This window comes from Pseudoalteromonas lipolytica (assembly GCF_900116435.1).
Lineage (GTDB): Bacteria > Pseudomonadota > Gammaproteobacteria > Enterobacterales > Alteromonadaceae > Pseudoalteromonas > Pseudoalteromonas lipolytica.
Genome location: NZ_FPAZ01000007.1, coordinates 188,957 through 212,493 on the forward strand (window position 1 = coordinate 188,957; position 23,537 = coordinate 212,493).

General features: G+C 42.8%; 21 protein-coding genes. 4 read left to right on the forward strand and 17 right to left on the reverse strand.

Annotated features, from left to right (window positions below):
* Window positions 1–154 precede the first annotated feature (154 nt).
* Genes metH through metA form a run of 3 tightly spaced genes read right to left on the reverse strand, consistent with a single transcriptional unit; the run spans window position 155 to window position 4,800 of the window.
* Entirely contained in the window at window positions 155–2,785 is a 2,631-nt protein-coding gene (metH, locus tag BM378_RS09245; RefSeq protein ID WP_036966532.1) for a methionine synthase, read from the reverse strand.
* Between the two features lie 10 nt (window positions 2,786–2,795).
* Window positions 2,796–3,863 carry a homocysteine S-methyltransferase family protein gene (locus BM378_RS09250; RefSeq protein ID WP_065978650.1) on the reverse strand — a complete coding sequence of 356 codons (1,068 nt, stop codon included), beginning with the start codon at window positions 3,861–3,863 and terminating at the stop codon, window positions 2,796–2,798.
* Window positions 3,853–4,800, reverse strand: coding sequence for a homoserine O-acetyltransferase MetA (gene metA / locus BM378_RS09255; RefSeq protein WP_036966526.1), 948 nt, complete (start codon window positions 4,798–4,800; stop codon window positions 3,853–3,855). The genes BM378_RS09250 and metA overlap by 11 nt, the downstream gene beginning before the upstream one ends.
* 452 nt (window positions 4,801–5,252) lie before the next feature.
* On the opposite strand from metA, the gene ettA reads away from it, so the two are divergent.
* The 3 genes from ettA to BM378_RS09270 all read left to right on the forward strand — a co-directional run bounded on the left by ettA (window position 5,253) and on the right by BM378_RS09270 (window position 8,403).
* Window positions 5,253–6,926, forward strand: coding sequence for an energy-dependent translational throttle protein EttA (gene ettA, locus BM378_RS09260; protein WP_036966523.1), 1,674 nt, complete (start codon window positions 5,253–5,255; stop codon window positions 6,924–6,926).
* 149 nt (window positions 6,927–7,075) lie between these two features.
* On the forward strand, window positions 7,076–7,441 hold the full coding sequence (locus tag BM378_RS09265; protein ID WP_036966520.1) for a PilZ domain-containing protein: 366 nt from the start codon (window positions 7,076–7,078) through the stop codon (window positions 7,439–7,441).
* A 53-nt stretch (window positions 7,442–7,494) separates the two neighbouring features.
* Window positions 7,495–8,403 (forward strand): histone deacetylase family protein, encoded by a 909-nt coding sequence (locus BM378_RS09270; protein WP_036966517.1) that lies wholly within the window; start codon window positions 7,495–7,497, stop codon window positions 8,401–8,403.
* A 152-nt stretch (window positions 8,404–8,555) separates the two neighbouring features.
* Here the strand turns inward: BM378_RS09270 and cyoE are convergent, their stop codons facing one another.
* From cyoE to BM378_RS09300, 6 genes are all read right to left on the reverse strand, one after another.
* A complete protein-coding gene (gene cyoE / locus BM378_RS09275) occupies window positions 8,556–9,440 on the reverse strand; it encodes a heme o synthase (RefSeq protein ID WP_065978651.1) in 885 nt (294 codons plus the stop codon).
* Between the two features lie 146 nt (window positions 9,441–9,586).
* Window positions 9,587–9,946 carry a cytochrome o ubiquinol oxidase subunit IV gene (gene cyoD / locus BM378_RS09280; RefSeq protein ID WP_065978652.1) on the reverse strand — a complete coding sequence of 120 codons (360 nt, stop codon included), beginning with the start codon at window positions 9,944–9,946 and terminating at the stop codon, window positions 9,587–9,589.
* Window positions 9,946–10,581: a cytochrome o ubiquinol oxidase subunit III gene (gene cyoC / locus BM378_RS09285; protein WP_036966507.1), complete on the reverse strand. Its 636-nt coding sequence runs from the start codon at window positions 10,579–10,581 to the stop codon at window positions 9,946–9,948. Before cyoC ends, cyoD begins: the two co-directional genes overlap by 1 nt.
* Entirely contained in the window at window positions 10,578–12,566 is a 1,989-nt protein-coding gene (gene cyoB / locus BM378_RS09290) for a cytochrome o ubiquinol oxidase subunit I (RefSeq protein ID WP_036966505.1), read from the reverse strand. Before cyoB ends, cyoC begins: the two co-directional genes overlap by 4 nt.
* Window positions 12,567–12,568: 2 nt before the next feature.
* Window positions 12,569–13,483: a ubiquinol oxidase subunit II gene (gene cyoA / locus BM378_RS09295; RefSeq protein ID WP_065978653.1), complete on the reverse strand. Its 915-nt coding sequence runs from the start codon at window positions 13,481–13,483 to the stop codon at window positions 12,569–12,571.
* A 236-nt stretch (window positions 13,484–13,719) separates the two neighbouring features.
* Window positions 13,720–14,139: a hypothetical protein gene (locus tag BM378_RS09300; protein WP_036966501.1), complete on the reverse strand. Its 420-nt coding sequence runs from the start codon at window positions 14,137–14,139 to the stop codon at window positions 13,720–13,722.
* Between the two features lie 415 nt (window positions 14,140–14,554).
* On the opposite strand from BM378_RS09300, the gene BM378_RS09305 reads away from it, so the two are divergent.
* Window positions 14,555–15,910 (forward strand): M14 family zinc carboxypeptidase, encoded by a 1,356-nt coding sequence (locus BM378_RS09305; RefSeq protein ID WP_074989042.1) that lies wholly within the window; start codon window positions 14,555–14,557, stop codon window positions 15,908–15,910.
* A gap of 66 nt (window positions 15,911–15,976) precedes the next feature.
* Here the strand turns inward: BM378_RS09305 and nqrM are convergent, their stop codons facing one another.
* The 8 genes from nqrM to BM378_RS09345 all read right to left on the reverse strand — a co-directional run bounded on the left by nqrM (window position 15,977) and on the right by BM378_RS09345 (window position 23,205).
* Window positions 15,977–16,189, reverse strand: a complete 213-nt coding sequence (nqrM, locus tag BM378_RS09310; protein ID WP_036966498.1) for a (Na+)-NQR maturation NqrM — start codon at window positions 16,187–16,189, stop codon at window positions 15,977–15,979.
* 78 nt (window positions 16,190–16,267) lie between these two features.
* Window positions 16,268–17,299 (reverse strand): FAD:protein FMN transferase, encoded by a 1,032-nt coding sequence (locus BM378_RS09315; RefSeq protein WP_036966495.1) that lies wholly within the window; start codon window positions 17,297–17,299, stop codon window positions 16,268–16,270.
* A 115-nt stretch (window positions 17,300–17,414) separates the two neighbouring features.
* Entirely contained in the window at window positions 17,415–18,641 is a 1,227-nt protein-coding gene (gene nqrF, locus BM378_RS09320) for an NADH:ubiquinone reductase (Na(+)-transporting) subunit F (protein ID WP_036966491.1), read from the reverse strand.
* A gap of 17 nt (window positions 18,642–18,658) precedes the next feature.
* Window positions 18,659–19,267, reverse strand: coding sequence for an NADH:ubiquinone reductase (Na(+)-transporting) subunit E (gene nqrE / locus BM378_RS09325; RefSeq protein ID WP_016708692.1), 609 nt, complete (start codon window positions 19,265–19,267; stop codon window positions 18,659–18,661).
* A gap of 10 nt (window positions 19,268–19,277) precedes the next feature.
* The gene (locus BM378_RS09330) at window positions 19,278–19,910 is read right to left on the reverse strand and encodes an NADH:ubiquinone reductase (Na(+)-transporting) subunit D (RefSeq protein WP_036966488.1); all 633 of its coding nucleotides are present in this window, start codon (window positions 19,908–19,910) and stop codon (window positions 19,278–19,280) included.
* Window positions 19,910–20,662 (reverse strand): Na(+)-translocating NADH-quinone reductase subunit C, encoded by a 753-nt coding sequence (locus BM378_RS09335; protein WP_036966485.1) that lies wholly within the window; start codon window positions 20,660–20,662, stop codon window positions 19,910–19,912. The genes BM378_RS09330 and BM378_RS09335 overlap by 1 nt, the downstream gene beginning before the upstream one ends.
* Entirely contained in the window at window positions 20,655–21,857 is a 1,203-nt protein-coding gene (locus BM378_RS09340) for an NADH:ubiquinone reductase (Na(+)-transporting) subunit B (protein WP_036966483.1), read from the reverse strand. The genes BM378_RS09335 and BM378_RS09340 overlap by 8 nt, the downstream gene beginning before the upstream one ends.
* Before the next feature lie 4 nt (window positions 21,858–21,861).
* Complete coding sequence (locus tag BM378_RS09345) at window positions 21,862–23,205, reverse strand: Na(+)-translocating NADH-quinone reductase subunit A (protein ID WP_036969071.1); 1,344 nt, start codon at window positions 23,203–23,205, stop codon at window positions 21,862–21,864.
* Window positions 23,206–23,537: the final 332 nt, after the last annotated feature.

The following is a 23,537-nucleotide window of genomic DNA, read 5'->3' on the forward strand; positions in this document are numbered from 1 at the left end:
CTCATTTCACATGCTAAATGCTGATTAAAAGGAAGAAAGTATGATTTTAAAGCGCGTTTTAACGGAGGTAGAAATGCAATTTACCTTAAATAAAAACAAAAAAGCACCGTAAGTTAAGTACTTACGGTGATTTTGAATAGCACGTTATTGCTTTTTACTCTGGCTCATAGCCTAAATTAGGCGATAACCAGCGCTCTGCTTCTTCAAGCGTCATGTTGGTGCGCTTAGCGTAGTCTTCAACCTGATCTTTTTGAATCTGCGCCACGGCATAGTATTTAGAATCCGGGTGAGAAAAATACCAACCAGACACCGCCGCTCCCGGCCACATTGCGTAAGAGCTCGTCAACTTCATACCTATGCGATTTTCAGTATCGAGTAGCTGCCAGATTTTCTTTTTCTCTGTGTGCTCAGGGCACGCAGGGTAACCCGGTGCGGGACGAATACCTTGGTAATTTTCGCGAATAAGCTCATCATTCGATAAGTTTTCATCGCTTGCATAGCCCCAATACTCTTTACGTACCTGCTCATGCAAATATTCCGCAAAAGCCTCTGCTAAACGGTCTGCAACGGCTTTAACCATAATTTTGTTATAGTCATCTTGTTTCGCATCGAAGGCATCAGCAAGGTCGTCTTCTTCAAGCCCTCCCGTTACGGCAAAGGCACCAAAGTAGTCGGGGGTTCCTTTGGGTGCGATGTAATCCGCTAAACAATAATTCGCAAAATCGGTTTTTTCTGTTTGCTGACGCAGATGGCACGAGGTTGTTAACACGTCTGTACGCGTTTCATCGGTGTAAATTTCAATGTCATCACCCACTCGGTTTGCCGGGAATAAACCTATCACGCCCAGTGGTTGAAGCGCACCTGACTGCTCTAAATCGTCGAGCATCGCATTGGCATCAGCAAATAAGCTTTGCGCTTGCTCACCCACAATTTCATCGTTAAGAATACGCGGATACTTCCCTGCGATTGACCATGTCATGAAATACGGTGTCCAATCGATGTACTGTCTTAACGTGGCAATCGAGACATTTTTAAACTCTGTCACTCCGAGCTTTTTAGGCACGGGTGGGGTGTAGTTATCCCAGTCAAGTTGTGCGGCATTATCGCGAGCACGTTGAATGGTGACAGGCTTCGAGCGTGGTTTTTTACGCGATTGCTGTTCACGTACTTTTTCGTACTCCGCTTTGGTTTTTTCTAAAAACGCAGGTTTTAACTCTTTAGACAATAGGTTAGAGACCACACCAACAGCACGACTGGCATTATTTACATACACCACACCTTTATCGTACTGTGGCTCAATTTTCACTGCGGTATGGGCTTTCGAAGTAGTAGCACCCCCTATTAATAAGGGTAAGTCGAAACCACGACGGGTCATTTCTTTAGCAACATGCACCATTTCATCTAATGACGGCGTAATAAGGCCTGATAAACCGATGATATCGGCTTTTTCGTCAATCGCGGTTTGTAGAATTTTTTCCGCAGGCACCATCACACCTAAATCGATCACGTCGTAGTTATTACATTGCAGTACTACGCCAACAATGTTTTTACCAATGTCGTGTACATCGCCTTTAACGGTCGCCATAACCACTTTTCCGTTCGTGGCACCTTCTTCTTTTTCTGCTTCGATAAAGGGGTCTAGGTAAGCCACTGCGCGTTTCATTACGCGCGCCGATTTAACCACCTGCGGTAAGAACATTTTACCTGCACCAAATAAATCACCCACCACATTCATGCCATCCATCAGCGGGCCTTCAATCACATGAATAGGCTTATCAGCTGCAGCTCGGCACTCTTCAGTGTCTTCGTCGATATACTCAGTAATGCCTTTTACAAGCGCATGTTCTAGGCGCTTTTCAACGGGCCATGTACGCCACTCTAAATCTTCAACTCGCTCAGCTTGCGCCATCCCTGAGTATTTTGGAGCCAGCTCTACAAGGCGCTCACCCGCACCGGGGTCGGTATTCAGTATAACGTCTTCAACGGCTTTTCTAAGCTCAGCCGGAATATCATCATACACAGCCAACTGGCCTGCATTCACAATCCCCATATCCATGCCCGCTTTAATGGCATGGTATAAAAATACTGAGTGGATCGCTTCACGTACGGGGTTGTTACCACGAAACGAGAACGACACGTTTGACACCCCGCCCGACACTTTACAGTACGGTAGGTTTTGCTTTATTCGGCGCGTGCCTTCAATAAATTCAACAGCATAGTTGTCGTGCTCTTCAATCCCAGTTGCTACTGCAAATATATTCGGATCGAAGATAATGTCTTCTGGTGGAAAACCAATCTCGTCCACTAGAATACGGTAACTCCGCTCACAAATTTCAAATTTACGATCTGCGGTTTCTGCTTGTCCGTCGGTGTCAAACGCCATGACGACTGCGGCAGCACCAAAACGTTTAATTAACTTTGCCTGACGAATAAAGGGCTCTTCACCTTCTTTCAGTGAAATTGAGTTTACAATCGCCTTGCCTTGAATACATTTTAAGCCGGCTTCAATGACTTCCCATTTTGATGAGTCGATCATGATCGGTACTTTAGAAATATCTGGCTCAGAGGCAATCAAGTTCAGAAACTTCACCATCGCGGCTTTTGAATCCAACATGGCTTCATCCATGTTGATATCAATGATCTGTGCACCATTTTCGACTTGTTCACGGGCAACATTAAGGGCGGTTTCGTAATCTTCTTCCATGATCAATCGCTTGAACATGGCTGAACCGGTCACATTGGTACGTTCGCCGACGTTAGTAAATACTGCTATTTGTTGTGTCATTTCGGCTACCTTAGTTTAAGTTACACGCTTCAAGGCCCGATAAGCGCATACGCACTTCAAGCTCAGGCAATGGACGAGGCTTAACTCCTGCAAGGCCTTTGGCAAAGGCTTTAATGTGTGCAGGGGTTGTACCACAGCAACCACCAACAATATTAATAAAGCCTGACTTGCCCCAATCGATTATTTCTTCTGCCATTTCAGGTGCTTCTAAATCGTACTCACCAAACTCATTGGGTAAACCTGCATTAGGGTGAACCGAGGTAAAAGTTTCACAAACGCGTGATAACTCTTCGACATATTGGCGTAATAAATCCGGACCCAGTGCGCAGTTAAGACCAATAGATAACGGCTTAATATGACGAATCGAATTATAAAAAGCTTCGGTCGTTTGCCCCGATAAAGTTCGCCCTGAGGCATCAGTAATGGTGCCTGAGATCATGACAGGCAACGTGCGCCCTGCTTGCTCAAAGGCTTCTTCTACCGCGAACGAGGCCGCTTTTGCATTTAAGGTATCGAATATGGTCTCGATTAAGATTAAATCAACTCCCCCTTCCATCAGTGCCAAGGTTGATTCAACGTATGCTGTCACCAACTTATCAAAGCTAATGTTACGATAACCGGGGTCATTGACATCAGGCGAAATAGAACAAGTTTTTGACGTTGGCCCTAATACCCCCGCCACATAACGAGGTTTACTTGGATCTTTTGCTTCAAATTCATCGCAGACACTTCGAGCAAGCTTGGCTGATTCTAGGTTGATCTCACGGCTTAAATTCGCCATGTCGTAATCTTCCATCGAAATAGTGGTGGCATTAAACGTATTGGTTTCGATAATGTCGGCACCTGCATTAAGGTATGCGCGGTGAATATCAGCAATAATCTTTGGCTGAGTAAGGCTTAATAAATCATTATTGCCTTTTATAAGGACATGCCAGTCTTTAAAACGCTCACCGCGATAGTCTTGTTCTTCTAATTTATGTTCTTGGATCATGGTGCCCATCGCGCCATCGAGGATCAAAATTCGCTGCTTGAGCGCCTCGGTTAATTGTTCGCGTTTATTCACTGCATTACTCGGCATAGTTGTTAGTCCTTACGTCTTGGCTAACTAGGTTAATATCATACGGTGTTGTTTGGTACACGTAGTAGTTTAACCAATTCGAAAACAATAAAAAGGCGTGACTTTGCCATGTTTTCGACGGTTCGTTATCTGGGTTATCGTCAGGGAAATAGTTTTCTGGTTTTGGCGCGTCGTCTGACTTTTCGCAGTCGCGTAAATATTCCCCTTTTAATGTATGCGCATCATACTCAGGATGGCCCGTTATATATACTTGGCTGCCTGATTTATTCTTAATTAAATACGCCCCAACACGCTCAGACCCTGCTAATACTACTAAATCATCACAGCTGTTAATTTTTTCAATATCAATGTGGCCATAGCGCGAGTGCGGAACTAAAAAGGTATCATCAAAACCGCGCGTTAACGCGGCATGCTCAAAATAACTTTTGTGCGTAAACACGCCACTGAGCTTATTAGGCATTAACTCTCGTTTTAAACCATAGTGATGATAAAGCCCTGCGTGAGCCGCCCAACATGAAAATAATGTTGACGTAACGTGGTGCTCAGCCCAGTCTAAAATCACTTTTAACTCATCCCAGTAAGCAACATCGTCATACTCTAAATGTGCAAGCGGCGCGCCTGTGATGATCATGGCATCGTAGTTATTGTCTTTTACTTCAGAAAAATAACGATAAAACGTATCGAGGTGTTGCTCTGAGGTACTGCTACTTCGGTGTGTGTCTAAACGCAGCAGCTCAACATTCACTTGCAACGGTGAATTAGCCAACAACCGAATAAACTGCACTTCGGTTTCCACTTTATTCGGCATTAAGTTTAAGATGGCCAAACGCATTGGACGAATTTCTTGCGTTTTCGCACGACTTTTAGGCATTACAAATACGTTCTCTTGACGTAATTTTACAATTGCGGGCAATTCATCTTTGACTGTAATGGGCATAGTGGGCTCCGAGCATACTTATTAGACTGCTAATTATGAACGGATAGTTAGAAATTTCAACCTCTAGATGTTTAGATGTCCAAATGATTTTTTTATTTGTGCTAAAGCAATCTCTTAGGAAGCCAGTTTCGTTGATGCGCAGGCCCTTAAATTGCCAAAAGCAGTGCCTCTACGAATGACGGTTGTGTTTAATCACGATAAAAGAGCAAGCATCTCAAAAAGTGGCTTGTTACTGTGTTTAAGCCAACACCGCTGTAAAAATGACTTTTAAGCCTTTGTGCAATGCTTATAAGGCGCTTACTCTGCATTTATGCTCCTTAAATGCATGCGCTATTTTTGCAAAGCAGTGCCATGATATTAAGCCCCTGATAAACGCTGAATTCTGTATTTTGAGGTGGTTTGGGTATACAATAGTGGCTGTTAATTTTTCTTATAAATTGAAGGCTCTTTTCATGGTGTTACCAGATAAGTTTATATTCTCGATGAGTCGAGTTTCTAAAGTTGTGCCGCCTAAGCGCACTATCTTAAAAGATATCTCTTTACACTTTTTCCCGGGCGCAAAAATTGGTGTGCTTGGTCTAAATGGCGCAGGTAAATCGACGTTACTTCGCATTATGGCAGGTGTTGACCAAGACTTTGAAGGTGAAGCTCGTCCACAACCTGGCACAAAAATAGGTTACTTACCGCAAGAGCCTGTTTTAGACGAAAACAAAACAGTACGCGAAACCGTTGAAGAAGCCGTAAGCGAAGTTAAAAATGCGCTAAACCGTCTTGATGAAGTATACAACGAGTATGCTATGGAAGATGCTGACTTTGATGCACTTGCAAAAGAGCAAGGCGAGCTTGAAGCAATTATCCAAGCACACGACGGTCACAATATCGATAACGTATTAGAGCGCGCAGCAGATGCTCTTCGTTTACCACCGTGGGATGCTAAAATTGAACACCTTTCGGGTGGTGAGCGTCGCCGTGTTGCCATCTGTCGTTTACTGCTTGAAAAACCAGACATGCTGATTCTTGACGAACCAACCAACCACTTAGACGCAGAGTCTGTGGCATGGTTAGAGCGTTTCTTACACGACTACGAAGGTACTGTGGTCGCTGTAACCCACGACCGTTACTTCTTAGATAACGTTGCTGGGTGGATTTTAGAACTTGACCGTGGTGAAGGTATTCCGTGGGAAGGTAACTACTCATCATGGCTTGAGCAAAAAGATTTACGTTTACAACAAGAACAAAAATCTGAAAAAGCTCGTCAAAAATCAATTGCACAAGAACTTGAATGGGTTCGTTCAAACCCGAAAGGCCGTCAAGCTAAGTCTAAAGCGCGTATGGCACAGTTCTCTGAGCTACAACAGAACGATTACCAAAAACGTAACGAAACGAATGAGCTATTCATTCCACCGGGTCCACGCTTAGGCGACCAAGTTATTGAAGTAAAAGGTCTTAAGAAGAGCTTTGGCGATCGTGTTTTAATCGACGACTTAAACTTTGCTATGCCAAAAGGTGCAATCGTAGGTATTATCGGTGCCAATGGTGCGGGTAAATCAACCTTATTCAAAATGTTAAGCGGTGAAGAAAAGCCAGACAGTGGTGAAATCCTTGTGGGTGAAACTGTTGAGCTTGCTACCGTTGATCAGTTCCGTGGCGACATGGATGAAAGCAACACCGTTTTCCAAGAGATCTCTAACGGTCAAGACGTATTAAAAATTGGTAACTTTGAATTCCAAAGCCGCGCCTATGTTGGTCGCTTTAACTTCAAAGGTAACGACCAACAAAAATTCGTTAAAGACTTATCAGGCGGTGAGCGCAACCGTTTACACCTTGCAAAACTATTAAAAGCGGGTGGTAACGTATTACTACTGGATGAGCCGACTAACGATCTTGATGTTGAAACACTTCGTGCACTTGAGAACGCAATTCTAGAGTTCCCAGGTTGTGTAATGTGTATCTCGCATGACCGTTGGTTCCTTGACCGTATCGCTACACATATTCTTGATTACCGTGACGAAGGCCAAATTAACTTCTTCGATGGTAACTACACAGAATACGAAGAGTGGTTGAAGAAAACCTTAGGCGCAGAAGCCGCACAGCCTAAGCGTATTAAATATAAAAAGATTGGTTAATTTACCGTCTTATTCAAAAGCCCCTTCTTGGGGCTTTTTTGTAGCCGATAAGGTTTACCAGCAATCGTTTCACTCACACCTTGCATATTGAACTATAATGATTTTAGCGAATTAAGTTAATGAAACGACAATGACTTGGGGATCACACCATGAATGAGCGTAGACAGTTTTCTCGGGTATTATTTTCTTGCCCTGCAACGCTTTGTATTGATGAGTATAAGTATCAATGTCAACTGCTTGATTTATCCTTGCATGGTGCGCTTATAACCAAAAGCGATTCATTTTTAGTTCCTATCCACAGTAAAGCCGTTTTATCGTTTACCCTACCCGACTCAACTGTAGAGATTAAAATGCAAGTCGAGTTGTGCCATGTAGAACAGCAGCATGCTGGACTTATTTGCGAACATATTGATATCGACAGTATCAGTCATTTGAAGCGCCTGATTGAGCTGAACTTAGGCGATGAAGGCCTATTACATCGTGAGTTAGCACACTTAATTCACGTGCCAGAGTAAACAACGGCGAATAAATTCGCTATGCTGTAGCAAATCCCGTTATTAAATGAGTTATGTACTTAAACCCCCACTTACCCTTGGTATATCACCCTAATTATTCCTTTAGCTTCGATCCTAACCATCGCTTTGTAATGAGTAAATTTGCTTATTTATATGACCATGTTCAAAGCCTTGGCCTGATCAGTGATAATTTAGTACAGCCGATATTAGGCAGCCCCGCACCACTAGAACTGGTGCATTGCGATGACTACATTAATGACCTGTGGCATAACCGCTTGGATGAAAAAGCCATGCGCCGAATTGGTTTACCTTGGTCTGAACAATTGATGGCACGAACATTCACAGCCCCACTTGGCACCTTACAAACCGCTCGCCTCGCTTTAAAGCATGGGCTTGCCTGCCACTTAGCTGGCGGCACTCATCATGCCCATTATGATTTTGGTTCGGGTTATTGCATGGTAAACGATTTAGCGTTCACCAGTGAAACACTGATAAAGAGTGGCGAAGTGACCAATGTGCTGATTTTTGACTTAGATGTTCACCAAGGCGATGGCACTGCAGCCATGCTCACCCATCAACCCTATGCGTATACGTGCTCGATTCATTGTGAGAAGAACTTTCCATTTCGCAAATCAGCCAGTGATCTCGATATTGGCTTAAACCCAGGTGTTAGCGATAAAGAATACGTTGGCATCGTTGATGAGACGCTAAGTTACTTACTAAAAACCCTTAATCCAGATTTAGTACTTTACGATGCAGGTGTTGATGTATGGCAGCAAGATGGCTTAGGAAAACTTGATATAAGCTGGCAAGGCATTGAACAACGCGACCATTTAGTCCTTAAGCGTTGCCTTGAACACAATGTGCCTGTCGCAACGGTCATTGGTGGTGGCTATGATAAAGATCATCGCCGCTTAGCCGCTCGTCATGGCATAGTGGTAGAGCAAGCTGCACAGTTTTAGTGATATCACTTGTAGTCACACGAAAGATAGTGAGGGATTAGTTAAAAAATTGGTCTAACTCGTTTTATTAACTAACGAAACGAAAAAAGGCCCGGTGGAGAAAAAACCGGGCCTTTGCTACTGTAACATTGGGATATGTTAGCAACTTTTTTCTAAGTTAAAACCAGTAGCTGAGGAGCTACTGAGTGGTAATCTAAAGCCATCGCTATGCTCAAAACCGTAATATTTACTATCGAAAAAGCAAACACTTGGCGCGCCCAACCGCTTACATCAATATTGCGACGATAACCTCTGAGCGCCATAAGCAACCACCAAAAACTCGTTGTACAAGCTACAGCCATGAAAGCTACACCTGTATAACCACTAATGGTTAATAACATCACAACCAACGCATACACGGCGATATATAAAACAATGTGATGCTTTGCCTTTTCGATCCCTTGCGCTACGGGTAACACGGGAATTCTGGCCGCTTGGTAGTCGTTATAACGAAAGATTGCAATTGCATATGAATGAGGCATTTGCCATAAACTAAACATTACCAATAAAATCACAGCACCGGCATCAAACTGTCCCGTTACCGCACAATAGCCCACCACAGGTGGAACTGCGCCCGATAAACTACCGACAAAGGTGCCATACACAGAACGACGTTTCATATATAAGCTGTATACACCGACGTAAATGACGTAACCAAACGTAGCAAATAAGAGTGCCACCACGTTGGTATAAACGGCTAATAATGTGAAACCAAAAACACCCAGCACGATGCCATGTGCCATAGCGGCCTTTGCTGACATTTCGCCAGTGACTGTGACGCGTTTGCGAGTGCGCGCCATTGCAACATCAATATCACGATCAATCACATTATTGATAGCGCATCCAGATGCCACAACTAAAGATAACCCAAGCAAAGTTGCGACCATTAACCATGGGTCAACATCGCCACGAGAGGCTAGCAAGAATCCCCCCGCAACAGAGATTAAATTGCCCATGATAATGCCAGGTTTAGTGACATTTAAATAACGTCGAAACACTTCCTCGACTCCTCTAATATTCTGCACAAACGCAAAATTACGAAAGAAACTAGCTAATAACAGACTGTAAGAACTGGAGACACAATCTCAAACTAACCAGCTCCTTTCGTAAATCTTTATATCAATTACATAAAAATAATTGTTATTTAATACATCATCATGGCGTTCGATTCGTAGATGATCCACACCGACAAACCAACCACCATCACGATAATTATGGCGCTGAAGATAAATGACAATGAGCTGGCTTTGCCGTCTTCAGTTTTAAAGCTTAAATGCAAGAAGTACTTTAAATGCACCCAAATTTGCACAACCGCCATCGTCACAATGCACCAGACGGTGGCTGGTTTTGAAAACGACCCACTCATCACAGCCCAAAATGGAATAGCCGTTAAAATCACTGACAACACAAAGCCAATAAAATAGTCTTTCATACTGCCATGTGATTGTGTGTCGTGTGCGTGTACTTCTAAGTTATTAATGACATGCGATTCACTGTGACTCATTACATTGCTCCCATTAAATAAACAACGGTAAACACACAGATCCACACCACATCTAAAAAGTGCCAGAACAAACTTAAACAACTTAAGCGTGTCACTGTTTGCGGGTTTAAACCACGACGAACAACTTCGATCATCATGATTGTCATCCAAATTAAACCCGCTGTTACATGCAGACCATGTAAACCGACTAAAGAGAAAAACGACGTTAAAAAGGCACTGTGTTGCGGGCCATTACCGTGCGCAATTAGGTGATGAAACTCATACACTTCCATACCAATAAACACAGCACCAAAAGCAAAAGTGACAAGTAACCAGGTCAATGTTGCTGCCTTTTTCTGCGAATGTGCAGAAATCATCGCAAAGCCAAATGTAATACTACTTAGTAGGAGTGCCGCGGTTTCAACCGCGACAAAATCAAGTTCAAAAATGTCTTTGCCTGACACGCCGCCGGCTGTGTTCATAAACAGCACGGCATAAGTTGCAAAGAAAGAAGCAAATAATAAGCAGTCGGTCATTAAGTAAAGCCAAAAACCGAATACCGTGTTGCCACCTGTGTCGTGATGCTCACTATCATGTGCTTCAACATGACCTTGAGCATTACTTAAGGTGTTTAAATCTGCAGTGATAGTACTCATGCATTCACCCCTTTAGTCGCGGCGGTATTGTGCGCCGTTTCAAGTTCAACAATTTCATCTGGTTGCACGTAATAATCAACATCAGTTGTATAACAACGTTTAATAAATATCGCGATAGCACCCAGTAAACCGAAGGCTGCAAGCCACCATATATGCCAAATCATGGCAAAACAGAACGTTGTTAATGCACCGCTCATCAATACACCCGCTGGCGTATTTTTTGGCATGTGAATTGGGCTATAAGATGCTTCTTGTTTGTAAGCTAAGCCTTTTTCTTTCATGTCAGTCCATGCATCAATGTCATCAACATGGGGAATTTTTGCAAAGTTGTAGTACTGCGGAGGTGATGCAGACGCCCATTCAAGCGTATGACCATTCCATGGATCACCTGTTGTATCATCTAATTGCTCGCGGTTTTTAAAACTCACAACAAGTTGTACTACTTGGAACAAGATACCGAACATGATGATCACCGCACCGCCTGCTGCAATGTATAACCACATGTTCCAATCTGGGTTATTTGTGTGGTTTAAACGACGAGTCATACCTAAGAAACCAAGCACGTATAACGGCATGAATGCCACAAAGAAACCAATTAACCAGCACCAGAAAGATCTTCTTCCCCAGCGTTCGTCAAGTTTGAAGCCCATTGCTTTAGGGAACCAAAATGCGAAACCTGCTAAGTAACCGAACACTGCACCACCAATAATGGTGTTATGAAAGTGAGCGATTAAAAATAAGCTGTTGTGTAATACATAGTCAGCACCAGGGATTGCAAGTAATACACCGGTCATACCACCAATGGTGAATGTCACCATGAAACCCAGAGTCCAAAGTACGGGCACTGTGATTCGTAAACGACCACGGTACATAGTGAATAACCAATTAAAGAGTTTTACACCCGTCGGCACTGCAATCACCATGGTCATGACACCAAAGAAGGCATTAACGTTCGCACTTGACCCCATAGTGAAGAAGTGGTGAAGCCATACGATGAAACCTAAAATAGAAATCGCACCACTTGCATAAACCATCGACTTGTAGCCAAACAAACGTTTACCAGCGAAAGTAGAGATAACCTCTGAGAAAATACCAAACGCAGGTAAAATGAGAATGTAAACTTCAGGGTGACCCCACGCCCAGAATAAGTTGATGTACATCATCGCGTTACCACCTAATTCATTGGTGAAAAAGTGGAAATCGAGATAACGGTCAAGTGTCAGCATTGCAAGCACAGCAGTCAAAATTGGGAACGAGGCTGCAATTAAGATATTTGCCCACGTACATGCCCACGTAAAAATAGGCATTTTCATTAAGGTCATGCCGGGTGCACGCATCTTGAAAACTGTCACTAAGAAGTTAACCGAAGTTAGCAAGGTACCTAAGCCGGATATTTGCAAGGCCCAGATATAATAATCGACCCCCACGCCCGGACTAAACGACAACTCGGATAATGGTGGATAGGCAACCCAGCCTGTTTTTGCAAACTCACCGAAAAACAGTGAAATATTAATTAATATCGCACCGCCAGCAGTTAGCCAAAAACTTAAATTATTTAAGAATGGGAAAGCAACATCACGCGCACCAATTTGCAGTGGCAAAATAATGTTCATTAGACCAATCATGAACGGCATCGCCATAAAGATGATCATGATCACCCCATGCGCCGTAAAAATTTGGTCGTAATGTTCAGGTGGTAAGTAACCACTTGCACCGCCCGTAGCCATTGCTAATTGTAATCGCATCATAATGGCATCAGCAAAGCCGCGGAATAACATAATAAGCGCAAGAATGATGTACATAACCCCTAAGCGCTTATGATCAATTGACGTGATCCAGTCGTGCCAAAGCACGCCCCATTTTTTATATTTTGTTACTAAGCCTGCAACTAGCAAGCCTAAGACAGCAACCACCGTCATGGTAACCATGATAATTGGTTCATGAAACGGGATTGCGTCTAATGTTAATTTACCTAACAACGACATGATTATTCCTCGTCCTCGCCGTGCCCTTTATGAGCAGAGTGCTCAGGCATTGCGTGTTGCATTGCACCGTGTGAGCCATGCGCTTGCATATACTTCATTACAATTGAATGAAACATATCTTTGTCTACACTGGCATAGTATTTAACTGGGTCGTATTCACTTGGCTTAGCTAGTTCAACATAGGTCTTTTTAGTAAGCGCAGACCCTGAATTTTTCACCTTATTTACCCATGCATCAAAGTCTGCTTGGGTTGGCGTGGCGATGGCATTAAACTTCATGCCTGTGAAACCTGCCCCACTGTAGTTAGCAGAGAAACCTTTAAAAGTACCCGGTTCATCAGCTATTAGATGCAGTTTGGTTTCCATGCCTGCCATTGAATAAATTTGGCTACCAAGCTGAGGTATGAAAAACGAGTTCATGGTGCTTTCTGAGGTAATCTTGTATTGAACAGGCACGTTAGCGGGAAACACCAACTCGTTGACTGTCGCAATGCCTTGCTCAGGGTAGATAAATAACCATTTCCAATTTAAAGACACCACTTCAACAGTGAGATGCTCACCTTTCCCTTCTAGCGGTTTATAAGGGTCAAGCTCTTGCGTTGACTGCCAGGTGATCACACCTAAAATAACCACGATGATAATAGGAATAGCCCACACCACCGCTTCAATCTTGTTAGAGTGAGCCCACTTAGGAGCATAAATTTCTTGGTCTCGTCCATCACGGTATTTCCATGCAAAATAAATTGTCATGGCAATCACTGGGATTACAACAATCAGCATTAATACCGTTGCTACGATGATTAAATACTTTTCGTCGGCCCCAATTTGACCTTTTGGATCAAGTACCCCGCCTTCACAGCCAGTCAAAGCCAGCACTAAAGACGCTAGAGCAATATTACAAAGGTTACGAATTGACAAAGGAATATCCTACAACCTAAAAGTTAACACTTGTCGATAAGTACACGACGCTTTTCTGTAGCAACGAACGGCCACAGATATCCCTAGCCACATAACGAGCACAATTTATCGCCACGTTAAGAGAGGGAATAGTTAGGTTAGCTGACTGAAATTTGGACGTAGAAAGCCCACTAGGTGCTTAGTAAAGACAACTTAGAAAACGACTAAAATGGCTGAACTTAAGCAGCAAAGCTTATTTACAGACAACCACTTACACGAGGAGGAGCACGACAGCCATGTGCGCTGTGTACTACTAAAGACTTTATCGTTTCACGTGCAGCGAAGGCCGCTTTACGTAAAATGACACCTGCACGACGCGCAGGAAAGAAATGGAAGACCAACCAGCATAAGCCAATTAATAATTGGCAAGACACCACTGGGTAAGCTAAAAAGCTCAATACATTAAGTAACGGTGTTTCATACAAAGCACCTTCGCTTAATAAACTTCTTAACTCATGTGCATCTTCTACCGCACCGTTAATTAGCATGGCTGAATTAATGATCAGCAAGGCTAAAACAGACAACAGTTCTTTGCCAGCAAAAAACGCACGCGCAGCTAATTGCAATCTAGCGAAACTAGATTGTTTAACACCTTGTGACGGATTAATTACTCGCAAAACACATGCCTTTTTATAACTTTGGCCGCAATAAAGGTAGACGCTCTACCCTATAATTAAGCGCGGCAACTTGATCTTCATCAATAAAGTTTCAGTAATTACTGAAATTTCGATGTGGAGTATAACAAAGTCAACGTACGGTACAAGTAGAATTTAACAGCACTGCGTTAAGCATCGTTTATTCAACTGATAAATAAATGTAAACAAACCCAAAATATGAAGCTAAGCATTTAAAAAAGCTAGAGTATTTAATATAGCAAAAAGCAATGCCTAAAAAGAAAATTGCATAAAAATGGCGTTTAAACACATACCTACTCAGTATCTACTTGTATTGTGTTACTGAACAAGGATTAGCCAAGAGAGCTAAAATATAATATTCTTTATTAAAACACGATTAAGAATAATAGAGTTATATATGTACCAGTATGCACTTACCACCGCCCTATTACTTAGCAGTTCACATGCATTTGCAAACAGCATTGAAGACACCAGAGTTCATGGATTCGATAAGCCAGCAATTTATTACAGCGATATAGAACCCCAACTAAAAAAAGCTGCTATGCACCCTGCAATTACTTTGCAACAGCTAGGTAGCTCATACCAAGGGCAACCAATAAATGCACTTGATATTGGCTCTGGCGCTATTAAAGTAATGATGTGGAGCCAAATGCATGGCGACGAAAACACCGCAACAGCAGCACTAATGGATTTTTTAACCTTTATCACAGCGCCTGAAAACGCGGCATGGTTAAAAGAGTGGCAAACAAAGCTTACACTGCGCATTATTCCTATGGTTAACCCTGACGGTGCCGCCATTCAAACGCGCCACAATGCACAAGGGATCGATCTTAATCGTGATGCGAAAGCTCTGCGCACCCAAGAAGGGCAAATTTTAATGACGGCTGCAACGCAATTTAAGCCTGATTTTGGCTTTAACTTACACGATCAAAATGCCTATTATGGGGCTGGCAAAAAAGGCAAACAAGCAACCATCTCTGTGCTCGCACCGGCTTATAATGAAGCTCGTGAAATTAATACCACGCGTGCAGAAGCGATGCAGTTTACGGCCCATTTAGCAGCCACGGTAGAAAACATGATCCCCGGCCACTTAGGCAAATACAACGACAGCTACTCATACCGCAGTTTTGGTGATACGTTTTCTGAAAAAGGGATTCGCACTATTTTAATTGAATCGGGTGCTTACCCTCAGGATCCAAACCGTCAAGTAGCGCGAAAAGTTAACCGTGTTCTTTATAAAAAGGCGATTGATTCTTTAGTAACGGGTGATTGGAAAAAAGCCACTGTAGCGCAGTATCATGCAATCCCATTTAATGCTAAAGATAATTGGGTCGACCTACTCATTGATGATGTGATGGTAAACAGTGAGATGGGTGACTATCAGATTGATATTGCCATAAATGATAAGGGTAGATTGCCTACCATCAAAGAACTCGGCGATATAAGTAGTATTCGCCAAGGTTACCAGACATTAGATGCCAGCAAATTGAGCTTTAATATAGGCAACAGCTACATTATTACGAAACCAATCACATTGACTGACAGCACTTATAAGGCGTTATTAAAAGAAGGCTATAGCTGTTTCTCAGGTCAGGTGCATAAACTCACGAATAACTCACAATGGCCTATATATACGTGTCCAAGAGTGTTCACCTCGATTCCAACACTTCATGCTCCTGCAGCCTTTTTGCTAACAGCAAACCATGCAAATCAATATGCAGTCCTGGGTGCTAAATTAATTGGGTTGAACTAGGTGCCTATTCGAGAATAAAAAATCGCGGGCATTAAAAAAGCGCCCCTTAGGCGCTTTTTTGTGTGGTTACAGAATTTGATTCTCTTTCCACGCTTGTTCTTTTGCCATGCGCTTTTTACGCTTGTCACATGGATCATCACAGTCACAGGCTTTATCGATACCCACGGCACCTAAGCCACCACAGCTACTGGCCATTGATTTCTTTTGCACAATCATGCCCACAGCCATCGCTGCCACAATTAAAATAAGTAGACCAAAAGTAAGAAGAAAAAGTGACATTGCTTTGCCCCTATCGTCAGCAATTAAATCAAGCCCAGTCGACTGGGCTGCACGTATTATAAACTGCTTCTTGCTCTGCTACAAATATGGTTTAAAGGCAGGGCTAGAATAAGTGACCAAGCCATTGTCTGACTTAGCAATTAAATACACTGGCAGGTCATGTTGTTCAGCGTATTTTTGTGCCCGCTCCATTCCCATTACCGTCAGTGCTGTTGCTAAACCATCAGCCGTCATTGCCGAAGGGTGCAATACGGTAACAGACACCAAATCATGGCGGCTTGGCATCCCCGTCACAGGGTCGATTAAGTGGCTATAGGTTACCCCATCCATCTCGTAGAAAATGCGATAATCACCCGACGTTGCAATGCCATTCGTGCCCGGCTCAATCACTTTATGTACTTTGCGCACACCCGGCTCAGCGTCGGGTTGTTCGATAGCGATTTTCCAGGTGATATTATCTGGCTTGATACCTGACACACGAAGCTCGCCGCCAATTTCGACCATATAATTTTCTAAGCCATGGCTTTCAATTACTTGCGCAACCTTATCAATACCGTAGCCTTTTGCTGTTGCTGAAAATGACAATTCTAAGCCATCCACCGTCTTCAGAAGACCAGCATCGCTTAACTGAAGCTTATCAACACCAATTTTCGCGACCATATCAGCCAGCGCTTCATCGCTTGGGCGTTTAGTCGGTTTCTTATCTGGACCAAAGCCCCATAAATCAATTAGTGGACCCATCGTCACATCAAGGGTTTTTGTAGATTCACCCAAACGAATAGACTCCGCAACGACCTGACGAAAATCATCACTGATCGGCATAACCTGCCCTGCAGGCAAACGATTAAATTGATTAATTTCTGAGTCTGGAATATACGTCGACATAGATTGATTAACCTCTTTCAGCACTTGCTTAATTTCAGGGTGCAAATCAATCCCTTCTAGCTTAGAAGGTTCAGCAAATACTTTAATGTGGTATGTCGTTCCCATGGTCTTACCTTCAAGATAGAGCTCTTGGGCTTTATCTGCTTGGCTGCAACCAGCCATGAGTAAAGTAACAGTTAGTAGGAAAAAGGCCACAAAGCCTTGGCGATAAAACACTTTATTCATAGCAACTCACCTTTTGGATACCAATCGACAGTGGTATAGAAATAAAAAAGCCTCGTAACACGGTGTGCTACGAGGCTTGTATTCTAACCAAAACTAATTGTTTTGTGTATGGGTGTTAGCCACCGAAGTCATCTAATAAGATGTTTTCGTCTTCTACACCTAAGTCTTTAAGCATGTTGATAACAGCTGCATTCATCATTGGAGGACCACACATGTAGAACTCACAATCTTCTGGCGCTTCATGATCTTTCAAGTAGTTTTCATAAAGTACGTTATGGATGAAGCCTGTGTAACCTTCCCAGTTATCTTCTGGTTGTGGATCAGACAGTGCTGTATGCCATACAAAGTTATCATTTTCTGCTGCTAAGCCGTCGAAATCTTCAACATAGAACATTTCACGCTTAGAACGCGCACCATACCAGAAACTCATCTTACGCTTAGATTTTAAGCGCTTAAGTTGGTCAAAGATATGTGAACGCATTGGTGCCATACCTGCACCACCACCTACGAATACCATTTCTGCATCAGTGTCTTTCGCGAAGAATTCACCGAATGGACCAGAAATAGTAACCTTATCGCCTGCTTTAAGTGACCAAATGTACGACGACATTTTACCACATGGAAGGCTTAGGTCTCTTGGCGGCGGCGTAGCGATACGCACGTTAAGCATAATAATGCCTTCTTCTTCTGGGTAGTTAGCCATTGAGTAAGCACGAATTGTTTCGTCGTCTACTTTAGACTCCAGATCGAAGAAACCAAAGTGGTTCCAGTCGCCACGATATTCTTCAGGAATATCGAAGTCAGCGTATTTAACGTGGTGCGCAGGGGCTTCGATTTGAATATAACCACCGGCACGGAACGGAACTGATTCGCCATCAGGAATTTGTAACTTAAGTTCCTTGATAAACGTTGCTTTGTTATCGTTTGAGATAACTTCACAATCCCACTTCTTAACACCGAAAATTGACTCTTCAAGTTCAATTTCCATGTCGTTTTTAACATTAACCTGACACGCTAAACGGCAGCCTTCACGGGCTTCACCTTTAGAGATGTGATCAAGTTCTGTTGGTAAGATATCGCCGCCACCTTCTTTAATGTGTACACGACACTGGCCACATGAGCCACCGCCACCACATGCAGATGATACGAAAATACCTGAATCAGACAGCGCGCCTAATAGCTTGCTACCTGCAGATGTTTTAATAGCTTTTTCTGGGTCGCCATTAATACCGATGATGATATCGCCGCTTGCAACTAACTTAGATTTAGCACCAATGATGACTAAAACTAGTAGTACAACGATAGCGATGAAAACACCAACACCTAAGAAAATCTCATTCATGATTTATCCTCGCTACCTTAAAGTGAAATACCAGAGAATGACATAAAGCCAAGACCCATAAGACCAACAGTGATGAAAGTAATACCTAAACCACGTAAGCCATCAGGAACGTCTGAGTACTTCATTTTTTCACGGATACCAGCAAGTAATGTAATTGCTAGTGCCCAGCCCACACCTGAACCGATACCATAAACAACAGACTCGCCGAAGTTATAGTTACGCTCAACCATGAAAGATACCGCACCGAAGATTGCACAGTTAACTGTGATCAAAGGTAAGAAGATACCTAACGCGTTGTATAGTGCAGGGAAGAACTTATCTAATGCCATTTCAAGAATTTGTACAAGTGCTGCAATAACACCGATAAATGTCAAGAAACGTAAGAAGCTAAGGTCTGCTTCTGGGTAGCCAAGCCACTCTAATGCACCCGGTGCAAGAACAGCGTGGTAAACCAAGTTATTTACTGGTACTGAAATACCCAATACCACGATAACTGCCACACCTAGGCCGATTGATGTAGTTACTTTCTTTGATACTGCAAGGAAAGTACACATACCTAGGAAGAAGGCTAAAGCTAAGTTTTCAATGAAAACCGCTTTTACAAATAAACTAATATAATGTTCCACTGCTCGCCCCTTACGCTTTTGCTTCTACTTGGTCTTTCTTAACGGTACGAAGTACCCAAATGAATAAACCAATAATGAAGAATGCACTCGGTGGTAAAATCAATAGACCCATTGGTTGATACCAGCCACCATTTTGTACAAGTGGGATAATATCAACACCGAATAGTGAACCTTTACCGAATAACTCACGGATGAAACCAACCGTTAATAGCACGACTGAGTAGCCTAAACCATTACCGATACCGTCTAAGAAAGACATCAGTGGTGGTGATTTCATTGCGTATGCTTCCGCACGACCCATTACGATACAGTTAGTAATGATTAGACCAACGAATACAGATAGCTCTTTTGCAGTTGCGTAAGAGAATGCCTGTAAAACTTGGTCAACAACGATTACCAGTGACGCAATGATCGTCATTTGCACGATAATACGTACAGATGATGGGATCTGGTTACGAATACATGAGATAAAGAAGCTAGAAAACGCAGTTACAAGTGTCAATGCGATTGACATGATTAGTGCATTTTTTAAGCTTGATGTAACCGCTAGCGCAGAACAAATACCAAGTACTTGAAGTGCGATTGGGTTATTTGCGAATACCGGGCCAAATAGGACCGACTTCATTTCTTTAGTATCAGCCATTATTTCAACGCTCCTTCACGTACTTTCGCAAGGAATGGACCAAAGCCATGCTCGCCAGTCCAGAAGTCAACTGTATGATCAACACCGTTTGACGTTAACGTTGCACCTGAAAGACCATCGATTTGATGTTCATTGCTCGCACCGCTCTTCATGATATTGATTGGTAACTCTTTACCTTGCCATTTAGCAGTCCATTGTGGGTTTTGAATCTCACCACCAAGACCAGGCGTTTCATTGTGCTTGAAGAAATTGATGTTCTTAACAGTTTCACCATCGCTCTCAAGCGCTAAGAAGCCATACATTACACCCCAAAGGCCGTAACCTTGGATAGGAAGAATGATTGCATCTGTAGAACCATCTGCTTTTTTCGAGATATAAACAGGTGAATTTTTCGTCATACGCTGGATACCCGCGATGTCTTTAATTCCTTCTGCTTTCAACGCAAAGCTACGCGCTTGGTCGAATTTAGATTTCTCGAAATCAAATGAGTTAGGATCAACACCTTCAACAAACTCACCTGTGCTCATGTCTACTACGCGTGCTTCAATTTTTGAGTTGAAGGTATCTGAAACAGTACCCGAAACTTCAATGTCTGCAGCCGCTAAGATATTACGCTGAATATCTTGTGTTTTGTTAGCTTGCTGTAAAGGACGAAGCTGAACTGAAGCAAACGATACGATGATTGCACACACTAAACATAGTGCAACAACAACGGTTAGCGTTTTGCCGATTGATTCGTTATTACTAGACATTACGTGCCAACCTCCGCTTGATATTAGCTTGCACTACAAAGTGATCGAATAATGGCGCAAATAAGTTAGCAAATAAGATTGCTAGCATCATACCTTCTGGGAATGCCGGGTTAACAACACGGATCATTACAACCATAAAGCCGATTAACGCACCGTAAGCGAACTTACCTTTGTCTGTGAATGATGCAGATACTGGGTCTGTTGCCATGAAGAACATACCAAATGCAAAACCACCCAATACTAAGTGCCAGTGCCAAGGCATAGCAAATACAGCGTTCGTTTCAGAACCAACCGTGTTTAGTAAGAATGACGTTGCAACCATACCTAGGAAAACACCTAGCACGATACGCCATGAAGCAATACGCACATAAATCAGGAATAAACCACCGATTAATAGTGCAAGTGTTGATGTTTCACCAACAGAACCTTGAATGAAACCGTAGAATGCATTCCACCATAGTTCCATGTTGCTGTAATCAAGTGAGCCAACAACTGCCTGACCTAGCATAGTTGCACCAGAGAATGAATCTACTGCTGTCCATACTGTGTCACCTGAAATTTGTGCAGGGTATGCGAAGAATAAGAACGCACGACCAGCAAGCGCAGGGTTTAGGAAGTTACGACCTGTACCACCAAAGATCTCTTTAGCGATTACAACACCAAACGTAATACCTAGCGCAACTTGCCATAGTGGAATCGTTGCAGGCAGGATTAGTGCAAATAATACAGACGTTACGAAGAAACCTTCATTTACTTCGTGCTTACGCACTGAAGCAAATAATACTTCCCAGAAACCACCGACAATAAATGTTGTCGCGTAGATTGGTAGGAAGAAGCAGGCACCGTAAAACATTTTCGCGCCCCAACCTGATTCAGCAGATAATTCACCGCCAAACAATTGGAACAGACCAACTTGCCATGAGTTTGCTAGTTCAAAACCTTGTGCAAGCGCACCTGCGGCCTGATGACCGATGTTGAACATACCAAAGAACATAGCAGGGAACGTCGCCATCCACACTAAAATCATCATACGTTTTAGGTCGATGTTATCGCGAACGTGTGTTTTGCCTTTATTTACGTAACCAGGCGTGTAAAAAATAGTCGCTGCAGCTTCGTAAAGCGCATACCATTTTTCGTGTTTACCACCCGGTTCAAAATGCGGCTCAATATCTTCTAGAAATTTCTTTAAACCCATCTCTCTAGCCTTCCTTCTCGATCGTAGTCAAGCAATCGCGTAGGATTGAACCGTACTCGTATTTACCTGGACAAACGAAGGTACATAACGCTAAATCTTCTTCATCAAGCTCTAGAGCACCTAACGTTATAGCACTATCAAGGTCACGTGCAATTAAGTCACGTAGTAATAATGTAGGTAAGATGTCTAAAGGCATAACACGCTCATAGCTACCAATTGGAACCATGGCACGCTTAGAACCACCTGTCGAAGTCGTCATGTTGAATAGACGGCTTGGCGTTAGGTGAGATAAGAAGGTACGTGTTACTGAGAACTTGTCAGAACCTGGCGCAATCCAACCAAACAATTCTTTTTCGCGACCTTCAAGTAATACAGATACTTGAACATGGTAACGACCTAAGAACGCATGTGGACCTTGTGAAATAGAACCTGATAAAACAGAACCAGAAATAACACGGTTATCACCGTCTTCTAATTCACCAGCGACTAAATCATCTAAAGAAGCACCTAACTGAGTTTTCACTAAGCGTGGGTTTTTAACACGAGGACCTGCAAGCGAAACAACACGATCTGTGAAGATTTCACCTGTTAGGAATAAATTACCAAAGGCAATAACGTCTTGGTAACCTAAGTGCCAAACCTGCTTGCTAGCAGAAACTGGGTCTAAGTGATGAATGTGTGTACCCACTAGGCCTGCCGGGTGTTTGCCACCAAACTCATGTACTTCTACTTGAGGGATTGATGAACTAGGCACTTGGCTACCAGCGTGTTTACAAACAAATACTTTGCCGTCAGTTAAACGAGATACCACCGCTAAACCCGCTTCAAATGCTGCAGAATTCTCAGCAATAATAACTGCAGGATCTGCAGCTAACGGGTTAGTGTCGATAGCCGTTACAAAAATAGAGCTAGGATTTGCATCCAACGCAGCTATTCTGCTGAATGGGCGAGCACGAAGTGCTGTCCATTGGCCTGACTGAACAAGTACTTCTTTCACTTTTTCACGGTCTAAGCTCGAAAGCTCGTCGGCCTTGAAAGAGTCAAAGGTGATTTGCTCACTGCCATTAACTTCAATAACAACAGATTGCAGCACACGTTTAGCACCACGATTAATTTCTTTAACTACCCCAGAAGCTGGTGCAGTAAATAATACGCCTGGGTTCTTTTTGTCTTCAAAAAGTACCTGGCCTTTTTTGACTTGGTCATCCACGCGGACATGCATGGTTGGACGCATACCAATATATTCTTCACCTAGCACAGCTACACGTTTGACGGCAGAGCCATCATGAATAACTTGCTGAGGTGCGCCCTCTATCGGTAAATCCAGACCTTTTTTTATGTTGATCATACGCACTTGCATTACATTAACGGAAAGAAACTGAAAAATCGTACCAACTACGTCGCTCTTTGATATGCTCAAGTCAAATTCTTAGTATCTAAGAACAGCTTGTTTAACACCCCAAACAAGCAACGCAGTAAACTCCTCACATATATTGCCCGAATTTTAACATCAATCAGGGTGACTATGCGAGAGCAAATATTAAATTTATACGACTGATGTGATTATTTAGACTACAAAATCCATTTGAATAAAATTCAATATAGACCAAAGTGCTATTGATGCCGTTTTATTTTAGAGAAAAAACAAAAAAGTCGCTTAAAAAAGCGACTTTTATAAAT

What these genes read in the sequence shown, in the direction of transcription:
- BM378_RS09345 (WP_036969071.1), bottom strand. Translation starts at nt 23,205, where the DNA reads ATGATCAACATAAAAAAAGGTCTGGATTTACCGATAGAGGGCGCACCT.
- ettA (WP_036966523.1), top strand. Translation starts at nt 5,253, where the DNA reads ATGGTGTTACCAGATAAGTTTATATTCTCGATGAGTCGAGTTTCTAAA.
- cyoB (WP_036966505.1), bottom strand. Translation starts at nt 12,566, where the DNA reads ATGTCGTTGTTAGGTAAATTAACATTAGACGCAATCCCGTTTCATGAA.
- BM378_RS09340 (WP_036966483.1), bottom strand. Translation starts at nt 21,857, where the DNA reads ATGGGTTTAAAGAAATTTCTAGAAGATATTGAGCCGCATTTTGAACCG.
- nqrF (WP_036966491.1), bottom strand. Translation starts at nt 18,641, where the DNA reads ATGAATGAGATTTTCTTAGGTGTTGGTGTTTTCATCGCTATCGTTGTA.
- BM378_RS09315 (WP_036966495.1), bottom strand. Translation starts at nt 17,299, where the DNA reads ATGAATAAAGTGTTTTATCGCCAAGGCTTTGTGGCCTTTTTCCTACTA.
- BM378_RS09250 (WP_065978650.1), bottom strand. Translation starts at nt 3,863, where the DNA reads ATGCCGAGTAATGCAGTGAATAAACGCGAACAATTAACCGAGGCGCTC.
- cyoD (WP_065978652.1), bottom strand. Translation starts at nt 9,946, where the DNA reads ATGAGTCACAGTGAATCGCATGTCATTAATAACTTAGAAGTACACGCA.
- BM378_RS09305 (WP_074989042.1), top strand. Translation starts at nt 14,555, where the DNA reads ATGTACCAGTATGCACTTACCACCGCCCTATTACTTAGCAGTTCACAT.
- BM378_RS09335 (WP_036966485.1), bottom strand. Translation starts at nt 20,662, where the DNA reads ATGTCTAGTAATAACGAATCAATCGGCAAAACGCTAACCGTTGTTGTT.
- metH (WP_036966532.1), bottom strand. Translation starts at nt 2,785, where the DNA reads ATGACACAACAAATAGCAGTATTTACTAACGTCGGCGAACGTACCAAT.
- nqrM (WP_036966498.1), bottom strand. Translation starts at nt 16,189, where the DNA reads ATGTCACTTTTTCTTCTTACTTTTGGTCTACTTATTTTAATTGTGGCA.
- metA (WP_036966526.1), bottom strand. Translation starts at nt 4,800, where the DNA reads ATGCCCATTACAGTCAAAGATGAATTGCCCGCAATTGTAAAATTACGT.
- BM378_RS09330 (WP_036966488.1), bottom strand. Translation starts at nt 19,910, where the DNA reads ATGGCTGATACTAAAGAAATGAAGTCGGTCCTATTTGGCCCGGTATTC.
- BM378_RS09265 (WP_036966520.1), top strand. Translation starts at nt 7,076, where the DNA reads ATGAATGAGCGTAGACAGTTTTCTCGGGTATTATTTTCTTGCCCTGCA.
- cyoC (WP_036966507.1), bottom strand. Translation starts at nt 10,581, where the DNA reads ATGAGTACTATCACTGCAGATTTAAACACCTTAAGTAATGCTCAAGGT.
- BM378_RS09270 (WP_036966517.1), top strand. Translation starts at nt 7,495, where the DNA reads ATGTACTTAAACCCCCACTTACCCTTGGTATATCACCCTAATTATTCC.